At 63.2% G+C, this 10,487-nt stretch carries 11 protein-coding genes and 1 pseudogene; 3 read left to right on the forward strand and 9 right to left on the reverse strand.

The genetic code is table 11. From position 1 onward, the window contains the following. Window positions 1–311: 311 nt before the first annotated feature. Window positions 312–1,067, reverse strand: coding sequence for an adenosylcobinamide-GDP ribazoletransferase (gene cobS / locus AC33YF_RS06490; RefSeq protein ID WP_491776385.1), 756 nt, complete (start codon window positions 1,065–1,067; stop codon window positions 312–314). A gap of 53 nt (window positions 1,068–1,120) precedes the next feature. Between cobS and cobT the strand changes: the two genes are divergently transcribed. After that, window positions 1,121–2,140, forward strand: coding sequence for a nicotinate-nucleotide--dimethylbenzimidazole phosphoribosyltransferase (cobT, locus tag AC33YF_RS06495; RefSeq protein WP_491776386.1), 1,020 nt, complete (start codon window positions 1,121–1,123; stop codon window positions 2,138–2,140). A 9-nt stretch (window positions 2,141–2,149) separates the two neighbouring features. Here the strand turns inward: cobT and AC33YF_RS06500 are convergent, their stop codons facing one another. After that, window positions 2,150–3,463, reverse strand: a complete 1,314-nt coding sequence (locus AC33YF_RS06500; protein WP_491776387.1) for a cobyrinic acid a,c-diamide synthase CobB — start codon at window positions 3,461–3,463, stop codon at window positions 2,150–2,152. A 41-nt stretch (window positions 3,464–3,504) separates the two neighbouring features. Here AC33YF_RS06500 and AC33YF_RS06505 point away from each other — a divergent pair, with 41 nt between their 5' ends. Beyond that, window positions 3,505–4,617, forward strand: coding sequence for a cobalt-precorrin-5B (C(1))-methyltransferase (locus AC33YF_RS06505; protein ID WP_491776388.1), 1,113 nt, complete (start codon window positions 3,505–3,507; stop codon window positions 4,615–4,617). On the opposite strand, the gene cobM is transcribed toward AC33YF_RS06505, so the two are convergent. Genes cobM through cbiE form a run of 3 tightly spaced genes read right to left on the reverse strand, consistent with a single transcriptional unit; the run spans window position 4,596 to window position 6,999 of the window. Then, window positions 4,596–5,372 (reverse strand): precorrin-4 C(11)-methyltransferase, encoded by a 777-nt coding sequence (cobM, locus tag AC33YF_RS06510; protein ID WP_491776390.1) that lies wholly within the window; start codon window positions 5,370–5,372, stop codon window positions 4,596–4,598. The genes AC33YF_RS06505 and cobM overlap by 22 nt on opposite strands. Beyond that, window positions 5,369–5,755, reverse strand: a complete 387-nt coding sequence (locus AC33YF_RS06515) for a cobalamin biosynthesis protein (protein ID WP_491776391.1) — start codon at window positions 5,753–5,755, stop codon at window positions 5,369–5,371. Before AC33YF_RS06515 ends, cobM begins: the two co-directional genes overlap by 4 nt. Continuing rightward, a complete protein-coding gene (cbiE, locus tag AC33YF_RS06520; RefSeq protein ID WP_491776392.1) occupies window positions 5,752–6,999 on the reverse strand; it encodes a precorrin-6y C5,15-methyltransferase (decarboxylating) subunit CbiE in 1,248 nt (415 codons plus the stop codon). Before cbiE ends, AC33YF_RS06515 begins: the two co-directional genes overlap by 4 nt. Between cbiE and AC33YF_RS06525 the strand changes: the two genes are divergently transcribed. Then, window positions 6,998–7,759, forward strand: coding sequence for a cobalt-precorrin-6A reductase (locus tag AC33YF_RS06525; RefSeq protein ID WP_491776393.1), 762 nt, complete (start codon window positions 6,998–7,000; stop codon window positions 7,757–7,759). The two genes, cbiE and AC33YF_RS06525, sit on opposite strands and share 2 nt — an antisense overlap. On the opposite strand, the gene AC33YF_RS06530 is transcribed toward AC33YF_RS06525, so the two are convergent. The 4 genes and pseudogenes from AC33YF_RS06530 to AC33YF_RS06545 form a co-directional block, all read right to left on the reverse strand. Then, window positions 7,723–8,487, reverse strand: coding sequence for a precorrin-3B C(17)-methyltransferase (locus tag AC33YF_RS06530; RefSeq protein WP_491776394.1), 765 nt, complete (start codon window positions 8,485–8,487; stop codon window positions 7,723–7,725). The genes AC33YF_RS06525 and AC33YF_RS06530 overlap by 37 nt on opposite strands. Continuing rightward, complete coding sequence (locus AC33YF_RS06535; protein ID WP_491776395.1) at window positions 8,484–9,251, reverse strand: precorrin-2 C(20)-methyltransferase; 768 nt, start codon at window positions 9,249–9,251, stop codon at window positions 8,484–8,486. Before AC33YF_RS06535 ends, AC33YF_RS06530 begins: the two co-directional genes overlap by 4 nt. Next, window positions 9,226–9,858 carry a precorrin-8X methylmutase gene (locus AC33YF_RS06540; RefSeq protein WP_491776396.1) on the reverse strand — a complete coding sequence of 211 codons (633 nt, stop codon included), beginning with the start codon at window positions 9,856–9,858 and terminating at the stop codon, window positions 9,226–9,228. Before AC33YF_RS06540 ends, AC33YF_RS06535 begins: the two co-directional genes overlap by 26 nt. After that, a pseudogene (locus AC33YF_RS06545) lies at window positions 9,851–10,487 on the reverse strand (hypothetical protein); the annotation flags it as partial. The gene AC33YF_RS06540 and the pseudogene AC33YF_RS06545, both read right to left, overlap by 8 nt.

Consider the following 10,487-nt stretch of genomic DNA (forward strand, 5'->3'; position numbering starts at 1 on the left):
CTTTCGCGCGCTGCGCCGCACCGTTCTCCGCGATCTTTTGGCGACCTCCACGACCGCCAAATCGGCGTCCTCGGCAAGCGTGTGGCTCGCTGTACCGGTTAGCGGCACAGGTTCAGCCTGCGACGGCGTTGGGACGACCAAAGCTGCGCCAACCAAGACAAGGCTGCGATCAAAATACGTAAGTGACTGGGCTCCTTCTGGCCTAATGGTCTAGGGCCGCTTCGGGCAATGCTGGTGACACCATACCAGCAAGTTCTTTTCGCCGCCTTACACAGCCTTTAGCGTTTTTGTTTTCCTAACTCGTACCCAAGCTATCCGGAGAGCAACGCTGCCGCTGTAAGCAGGATCAAGATCTCGGTGACCTGCTCTGCTGCTCCCAAGACATCGCCGGTCTGACCGCCAATTTTCCGGATTGCCATGCGTGCAAGAACGATGAGACACACCGTCCCCAAGGCCGTGGCGGTCAGGGTCGCCCCAAGCCCCAGACAGGCGACGGCCACGACGAGACCAATGGCAAGCGCACCCGCAGTAACGCCTGCGCTTGGCCGGCCCGCGGTAGCCGACAAGCCGTCCTCTCTGGCACGCGGCACGACCCGCATCATCACAGGCAGCGCAGCTCGACCTCCAACATGGGCAGCGACTAGGGCAAAAACTGCAGGCCCCACGCCGACGGCTGCCAGGCTCGCGAGTGCGCCAATGCGGAGCAGGAATGAGATAATCAGTGCGATCACACCATAGGTGCCGATCCGGCTGTCGCGCAGGATCTCACGGACACGCTCCGGCTCCCTACCGCCGCCGAACCCATCGGCGGTATCCGCGAGTCCGTCTTCGTGAAGGCAGCCCGTTGTGAGGGCCGTTGCGGCCACGGCAAGCGTCGCGGCTGAAAACGGAGGCACACCGAAACCAAGCGCGAGATACAACACCAGGCCGCCAATCAAGCCGACCGCAAGGCCGGCGATTGGAAGCGTCCAAGCGGCCCGCGAAAGCGGTGTGTCGTCCGGCGCGCGCATAGGCAGCCGCGTGCAAAAGGCTAGGCCCGTCCTGAGGTCCGTGGTAATGCCGCCCATGGAGTGAACTTCCTTCCGTCTCCCCAAACACCGTTGTGGGACCCTACGCCGAAATGTCTCGATTTTCTTCCTTCAAACAGTTGCGCGCAGCGTGCCTTGACTTGCCAGAGTCTGATCAGGCAGCCGCCGACGCGGCGGCCGCGCGTGAGAATCAGCTAACGAAGCCTCCCGGCTCGCTCGGACGGCTCGAAGAGCTCTCTTGTTGGCTTGCCGCCTGGCAGGGACGCAATCCTCCCTCCTTGGACAAGTGCGAGATTCTCGTCTTTGCCAGCAACCACGGCGTTGCTGCTCAGGGCGTTTCGGCCTATCCGTCCGAGGTCACGGCGCAGATGGTGGCCAACTTCGTCGCCGGTGGTGCGGCCATCAATCAGCTCGCGCGCACCAACGGGGCGAACCTGCGCGTGACGTCACTGGAGCTTGATCGCCCGACAGCGGATTTCACGGAAGCGCCGGCCATGAGCGAGGAAGAGTTTCTCACCGCCGTGGGAACTGGCTACGATAAAGTGTCTGAGGATGCCGACCTGGTCATTCTGGGTGAGATGGGCATCAGCAACACGACCGCTGCAGCGGCAATCTCCGGCGCGCTCTTTGGCGGCGGCGCCCGGTTTGCAAGCACAGGCACGGGCGTTGGCAAGGATGGTTTCGGCCGCAAGCGTGCCGTGATTCAACAGGCGCTCCTGTGTCACTCCGATGTGCTCGGAGACCCATTACGGGCCGCCGCTGCGGTCGGCGGTCGCGAGCTCGCGGCCATGATGGGGGCATGCCTCGCCGCACGCCACAAGCGTATCCCCGTTCTAATCGACGGGATGGTCAGCTCCGCCGCCGTCGCGCCGCTCAAAGTGCTTCGGGCCGACGCGCTCGACCATACTCGCGTAGGGCACAAATCGGCTGACGCCGGTCACGAGTTTCTTTTGCAGGAACTCGGCATGACCCCACTGCTTGATCTCGGTATGCGCCTTGGCGAGGGTACGGGCGCGAGCGTGGCGCTCCTCGTTTTGCGCGCGGCTCTTGCCTGCCATACCGGCATGGCGACGTTCGACGAAGCGCAGGTCTCCGGAAAATCGACATCTTAGGTTGGGCTTCTATGCAGCGGCGATGGCATGGAAGAAACTGCCTGTCACAGTGCCTCGCCGCCCGCCTGCAGAGCCCATGGGCTGGCCTTCGCCATCCGCAAGCGAGGCCAACGGTGCATCGTGCCCTGACTCGATCACTTGGGCATAATGGAACTCGTGACCGCGCACGGTCATCCCGACGTCGCCGAGCACGGATGGCTCCAGCAATTCGGCCTGGCGATAGCCAAGATGTAGCTTGCGATCGGCGAAGCTCGTAGCGTGGCTGAGGAGCCCCGCCATCGCGTAGCGCGTCCCGTCGCCATCCACGAGACCCTCACCGAGAACCATGTACCCGCCACACTCTCCATGGACGGGCCGCGACTGCGCGAAGCTCGCGAGTTTGGCCTTAAAGTTGGTGGCGGAAGCGAGCGTACCTGCATGGAGTTCCGGGTAGCCCCCCGGCAGCCAGCAGGCATCCGATGTTTGATCAGGCCCTTCGTCCGCCAACGGTGAGAAGGGCACCAGGGTTGCCCCTTGTTCGCGCCATGCACGAGCGAGATGGGGATAGAGGAACGTGAAGGCCCTATCCTGAGCCACAGCGATACGATTGCCGGGTAGCGGCAGGCGACCTGAGACCGCTTCCCCAGTGATCTGGGCGGGACGCGCAAGAGCCAGTATCGCATCGAGGTCGAGATGCGCTTCGGCCATGTCCGCAAGAGCTGCGAACCGATGGTCCAAATCGTCATGCTCTCCAGCCTGGACGAGACCAAGATGGCGTTCCGGCAAGGACACCGTGCTATTTCGCGGCAGCTGGCCGAGAATGGGAATCCGCAAGGCTTTAATGGCGCGCGAGACCAACTTGGCATGCCGATCGCTCGCGACACGGTTGAGGACCACGCCTGCAATTTTTACGGCTGGATCATGGGTCGCAAACCCCCGCAGCAATGCGGCGGCCGACTGAGCTTGCGATGTGACGTCGATGACCAGAATGACGGGCAAGCCGAAGCGGCTCGCCAAATCCGCAGTGGCGCCGGTGCGGCCTGGGGGGCCAGCAATCCCGTCAAAAAGGCCCATGACGCCTTCCACAACAACAAAATCGGCGTCAGTTGCGGTCTCTCGCATCAGGGCATCGAGTAGTCCTGGCGGCATAGACCAACTATCCAAGTTGATGCTGCCATGGCCGGTCGCGCGCTCATGAAAGGCCGGGTCGATATAGTCCGGACCCGCCTTGGCGGCGTGGACCGCGAGGCCGCGCCGCCTCAGAGCCGCAAGCAGGGCAAGGGTCAGCGTGGTCTTCCCAGCGCCAGACTTGTGAGCAGCGACGATGAAACCGGGACCGCTCATTGGGTCCCCGCGTGACGCGGCGCCATTTGCGTCTTATAGGCATGAGCATGAAGGAAGAAGACCGGCCACTCCGAAAAGGGTGGACCACAGGCACCTGCGCGACGGCTGCGGCCAAGGCGGCTTACACCGCTTTGCTCACCGGTGTATTCCCCGATCCTGTAGAGGTCGCGCTGCCGGGCGGGCAGCACCCCGCCTTTGCGCTCGCCAAGACGGCTATCGATACGCGATCGGCCACGGCGGGTGTCGTGAAGGACGCCGGTGACGATCCCGACGTGACACATGGGGCGCTCGTGCTGGCGACCGTTCGACGTGCGGCTGCCGGGTCGGGGGTTACCTTCTCTGCCGGCGACGGAGTGGGAACGGTAACGAGGGCAGGCTTGCCGCTCCCCCCTGGGGAGCCGGCGATCAACCCCGTGCCGCGACAAATGATTCACCAAGCTCTTGATGAGGTCGCAACGGAACATGGCGTGGCATGCGACGTGCATGTTGAGATCGGTATTCCCAAGGGCAGAGACCTCGCTGCAAAGACGTTGAACGGTCGTCTTGGCATTGTCGGGGGGCTGTCGATCCTCGGCACGACAGGGATCGTCATTCCTTATTCCTGCGCAGCCTGGATCCACTCCATTCATCGCGGTGTCGACGTCGCCCGGGCAGCGGGTCTCGATCACATCGCCGCCTCGACCGGATCGACGTCCGAGCAGGCCGTCCAGGCCCTTTACGGCTTGCCGGAAACGGCACTCATCGATATGGGCGACTTCGTCGGGGGCACGCTCAAATACGTCAAGACCCATCCTGTGCGGCGTGTGACTCTCGCAGGCGGCGTCGCCAAGATGACTAAGCTTGCCCAAGGCCTGCTGGACCTCCATTCGAAGCGGGGGTCCGTAGACCTCGATGCCTTGGCGGCTCTTTCCAAAACCGCCGGAGGCCCGGCTGACTTGCCCGCCCGGATCGAAGCCTCCAATACCGCTGCCGAAGCATTCGGCCATGCTCTGACGGACGGGGTTCCGCTTGGCGACGAAGTGGCGCGCGCCGCTCAACGCACGGCGTTGAAGGTTGTGTCGGGCAAGCCGGTCGCTGTTGAGGTTGTCGTCTTCGACCGGCAGGGGCAACTTGTCGGCAGGGCGCCCTTTGCTCATGCAGGACCCCCCCTGTAGCGGCGCCGATAGTCCGGGTCGTAGAGGGCGCTCTCTTTGAAGGCGTCGGCGCCAAGTTCGCTCGCTCCCAGGGCTGGGCCAACCAAGATCATCGCTGTCCTTTCGATCGGGTTAGCGTCAAGCTCGGAGCAAATGGTGCCGAGAGTTCCGTGCAAAATGGTTTCGTTCGGTTGAGAAGCATGGGCTACGACAGCGGCGGGGCACGCCGCACCATAATGCGGTAGCAGCGTTTCAACTATGGTGGGAAGCGTGTGGATCGCAAGGTGGATGGCTAGCGTCGTTCCCGCAACAGCGAACGCTTCGAGTCTTTCCTTGTCGGGCATCTTCGAGGCCCTCCCCGGCACTCGCGTCAGGACCACGCTTTGCGCGACCTCCGGCACGGTGAGTTCGCATTGGAGGGCGGCGGCCGCGGCGGCGAAAGCAGGAACGCCCGGTGTGAGCGTGTAGGGAATGCCGCGCGCGTCGAGCCGCCGCATCTGCTCGGCGACGGCACTGTAGATGGATAGGTCGCCGGAATGCAGGCGAGCAACCTCCTGCGCTCTTTCGTGAGCCAGGACATACTCCGCCTCGATCTCGTCGAGAGACATGGGTGCCGTGTTCACGACGCGCGCATCTGCCGGGCAGTAGGCTAGCAATTGGTCAGAGACAATCGATCCGGCGTAGAGGCACACAGGACATCGCGCAATCAGGTCTCGGCCGCGGACGGTGATAAGGTCCGCGGCGCCGGGCCCTGCGCCTATGAAGTGAACAGTCACGGCTTGAGCGCGGTGACTGCGATCGCGCAGGTCACAGGCCCAACGATGGTGCGAGGCGCCAGCAGTGCGGCATCCGGTCCGGCGGCAGCGAGCGCTGCGGCTTCGGCGACGGATGGCACTCCGAACATCTCCTTGACCCGTGGCGAGAAGGATTTTGTCCGTGGTCCAGCGGCTTGCAGGGCCGCAGGCCTAATGAGGACGAGTTCGAGCCCATTTGCCGCTGCTGCGTCGACGAGTCCGGGCTCGCTCCCCTTACCGTCCGATGTGGCAAGCGCGGTCAACGCGCCACGCGATTGACCGGTTTCTTGCAAGGCCAACTCGATGGCGGCATCGACTTCCTCGGCCGTAGCGCCCTTTCGGCACCCGATTCCAGCGACAATCATGACTTCTCCCAGATCCATTGCGTGACCGGCATTGCCGAGCGCCAGCCGGTCTTTGCACCGACAGCATCGGCGCGGGATACGGAAACGCGTATGAGTTCCCCGCCGAGCGCAGCATGCCGCGCGATGAGTTCCGATTCCGTCTCAAGTGTCACGGCGTTGGCCACCAGCCGGCCCCCGGGTTGCAGCGCTTCAAGACAGGCATCGAGTACCCCGTCGCCGCTCCCGCCACCGCCTACGAAGATTGCGTTTGGCGTCGGCAGGTCGGCCAGCGCATGCGGGGCGCGGGCGTGCTTCACATCAAGGTGTGGCACGCCGAAAGCAGCGGCGTTGCGCGCCGCCCGCGCGGCGCGGGACTCATCAGCTTCGATCGCCACCGCGCCCAGCGAGCCATGCGCGAGCAGCCATTCAATGGCGACGGACCCGGAGCCGGCTCCAACGTCCCACAGGAGTTCCCCGTGGTGGGGGCGGAGTGACGACAGTGTTAGCGCGCGAATCTCGCGCTTGGTGATCTGACCGTCGTGCTCAAACAAGTAGTCGTCTAGGCCTGGCGTGTACGCAATTATGCGGGCATCCCGTTCCGCCAATACGTGAATCGCGACAACATTGAGTGGCGAGACGTCGTCCAAGTCGAACTTTCGAGCCTCGGCGGTCCGTGTATTTTCACGATTGCCGCCCAATGCCTCTAGTACCGTTAGCTGAGATTCCCCGTATCCCGTGTCCGCGAGGAGATGCGCCAGCGCTTCCGGCCCTTCAGCGTCCGATGTGAGAGCCAGAATACGCGCACCGGGGTGGAGATGCGGCCGGATTCGGTCGAGAGCACGGCCATGCACTGAAACGAGTGTCACGTCCTGCAGAGGCCAGGCCATCCGCGCGGCAGCCAAGCTAAAGGCCGATGGTGCCGGGATAACCCATGTCTCGTCCGCCTCGATATGGCTCGCGAGGGTCGCGCCGACGCCGTAGAAAAACGGGTCGCCCGACGCTAAGACGCATACGCGCCGTCCGCGCAAGGCCATCACTTCACTTGGCGCAGACGAGAACGGCGAGGGCCAAGATCGGGCTTCGCCCCGGATCAGCGGGGCAGCAAGCGCGAGATGGCGCACGCCCCCAAAGACGATTTCGGCACTCTCGATCAGCTCACGCGCACCGCTCCCGAGGCCGTCAATGCCATCTTCGCCGATGCCGACGATGGACAGCCACCGTTGCAATGGGGCAGGCTCCGCCGCAAACGGACTAGGACCGGTCATGAAGATCCTCATTCTTGGAGGCACCACGGAGTCGCGCGAGCTCGCAAGCGTTCTCGACTTGCGTTCCGACGTAACCGTAACTTTGTCTCTCGCTGGCCGCACCGCCAACCCCCGCCCCCAAGGCGTTCCGACGCGGATCGGAGGCTTTGGCGGCGCCGAGGGACTTGCGCGTTTCATAGCCGCTGAGAACATCGGCATACTGATCGATGCGACGCATCCATACGCCGATCAGATCTCGGCTAATGCGCATTCGGCCGCGCGAGAAACTGGAGTCCCGTTCTTGGCGCTGCGCCGTGCTCCGTGGCAAGCCATCCCCGGGGATCGCTGGACTTGCGTAGAGACGGTGAAAGAAGCCGTCTCCGGGTTGGGCTCCAATCCTGTTCGTGCGTTTCTTGCGCTTGGCCGGAAAAACATCACGCCGTTCGCGGACGCGCCGCAACACAGCTACCTTGTCCGCAGTGTCGATCCCATAGACCCGCCGCTTCCCGTCCGCGATGCGACTTATGTCACGGCCCGCGGGCCCTTCGACGAGGCGCAGGATCGCGCCATGCTGGAGCGGTACAACATCGAAATAATTGTTTCCAAAAATAGCGGCGGTGACGCTAGCTACGGCAAGATCGCCGCGGCGAGGGCGCTTCAAATCCCAGTGTTGATGATTGGGCGCCCCTCCTTGCCGGACGCGCAGTCTGTCGACACTGTCGAAGAAGCTCTCGCTTGGTGCAATCATGCGCTTACCGTTGCGGCCATGCGCGGTGTGTAGACGAGGGGCTCTTTGCCATCGCGAGCGATCACGCGCGTTTCGGGAGAGCCAACAATGATGAGCGTCGCCATGTCCGCAGGGGTCTCGGCTGCCTTGTCGAGTGTTGTCACAGTCACGGCTTCATCGCTACGACCCACGGCCCGACCGAACACAACAGGTGTGGTGGGCGCAAGATGCCGGCAAAGCTGTTCGAACGCTTGGCCGAGCTGCCAGGGCCGGGCAGTCGATATCGGGTTATAGAAGGCAATCACAAACCCGCCCGCCGCTGCGGCGTCGAGGCGCCGCTCGACCAGATCCCAAGGCTTGAGGTTATCCGAGAGAGAGATGGCACAGAAGTCGTGCCCAAGGGGCGCCCCTACACGCGCTGCAACCGCGAGCATAGCCGTGACGCCAGGCAGTATCCGCACATCGAGCGCCCGCCAAGCCGCCGGACCCTCCTCGATCTCTGCGCATACAGCCGCCGCCATGGCGAAGACACCCGGATCCCCGCCAGAAACCATGGCCACGTGCGCGCCCTTCTCCGCATGAGCAAGTGCGGCCTGGGCGCGGTTTCCTTCCACGCGATTGCCCGATGCAATGCGGTCTTGACCTTCACGCACCGGAACGCGGTCGAGATAGGGCCCGTAGCCGTAAAGCGCACCAGCACTTTCCAGAGCCTGCTTTGCCTCAGGTGTAAGAGTGCGGTCGTCGCCGGGTCCTAGGCCGATCACGGTCAAGCGGCCGCTCATCGCCGTTCCTCCCAGCCAGGCACAAGCACGATAGCGAAATACGGTGCCTTCATATCGAGCTTATCGGTGAGCTTCATCACTGCCGAGTTTGTCATGGTACCGCGCTCAACATAGATCGCGCGATCGAGGCATCCCGCCCGCTCGCACGCGCGGCGTATTTTGGGGAGATGACGCCCAATCTTCATCACGACGGCGGCGTCGCAATCGGCGAGGCGCCGCTCGAGCTCGACCTCCGGCAGGGTCCCCGGCAATACAGTGAACACATCATCGCCTTGCGTAATGGGCGTAGAGGCGGAAGACCAACAGCCCGACATGCCAGTGACACCCGCGATGACTTCGGTGACGTAGTGGCGGCTTAGGCGCACGTGAATGTGCATATACGACCCATAAAAGAGTGGGTCGCCCTCGGACAACACGGCAACGTCGCGCCCGTCGTCGAGGTATGATGAGACGGCCGCAGCCGACACGTCATAGAAGTCCCCGATGGCGTCGCGATAGGCTGCGTGGGCCTTTGGTATCTCCGTCGTGACAGGATAGAGGAGTGGCAGTTCCTCGGCGCCATTGAGATGACCCTCGACGATCCGACGCGCATTACTCTCATTGCCGGCCTTCGCGAAATACGCAACCACGTCTGCCGACTGAAGCGCGTTCAACGCTTTCAGTGTCAGCAGCTCTGGATCGCCTGGTCCAACGCCAACACCGATCAATCGCCCAGTCATGCGGCCCATCTTGCTGTCCTCATATGCCCTCTCTCGCAAGGGCATTAAGCGCGGCCGCCGTCATGGCGCTGCCGCCCATCCGTCCACGGACAATAAGCCATGGGACGTTGTATGAATGCTCCGCCAGTGCGTCCTTGGACTCAGCCGCTCCTACAAACCCCACCGGGATTCCGAGTATCGCGGCAGGTTTCGGCGCGCCGTGTTCCATCATTTCCAAGAGATGGAATAAGGCCGTAGGCGCGTTACCGATTGCGACGACGCTGCCCTCGAGCTGGTTGCGCCACAGCTCAAGCGCCGCGGCCGATCGCGTCGTCCCGAGCTTCTCAGCTAACTCGGGCGTGCGTTGGTCGCGGAGTGTACAAATTACGTCGTTATTCGCAGGCAGCCGCGCGCGCGTGACGCCGTGCGCCACCATTTGGGCATCGCAAAAGATTGGTGCGCCGTCCCTCAACGCTTGCCGAGCGTTGGCAACGAAGTCGTCCGAGAATTCGAAGAAGGCGGCAGCATCGACCCGGCCGCAAGCATGGATCATGCGTACGGCGATTTCCGCTTGCTCGGGTGTGAACCGCGAAAGGTCTGACTCCTCACGGATAATCGAAAAGGAGCGCTCATAGATCGCGGCGCCATCGCGGATGTAGTCGTGCTTAAGCATCTTCGCTCTCCGCGACGATCTTGCGGGCAACCTCTTCTACCAAGTCGTCCGAGTACGCCTCGCTTCTCGGCAAGTGGAGAATAGCATCGCTATCGATAAACCCGGCTCCTTGTTCTATGCCGAGGATTGTCAGGGGTGCAGGTCTCGGATGAGCGCAACCTTTGCTGCAGCCCGAAATGTGCAGCGAGAACTTCCCCTGAGGGACGCGTTCGGCAATGCGCGCCGCAAGTTCGCGCGCGGGTATGTGTCCGGAAGCACAGAGTGGCGCGCCGGCACAGGCTGCTATCCGCCGGCGCGGGTCGCGGGCGTCGACGACAAAGCCGAGCGTATCCGCAGCCGTCCCGAGCGCGAACGCGGTCATCTCGCCGATTGGTCCCAGCAACAGCGTGCGTTGTGGCGCAAGCACTGCCCATTCAGCGCCGTTGGCTCGGGCAATGCGTGCGAGCGCGATCAGATCCAGCGCGTGTGCTTGTCCAAACGGCAGCGCCACGCCGATCGCACAGCTATGGTCGTCAAGCCGATGGAGTCCGATCGTTTCTGTCGTTCGCGCGGCAGGTATGTCTGACGCCGTCTCCAAGAGATCTCCTGCTGCCTTCAAGAACCGGCCTACACCCTCTCGCGCAACAACG

The organism is Methyloceanibacter sp. (genome assembly GCF_058506495.1).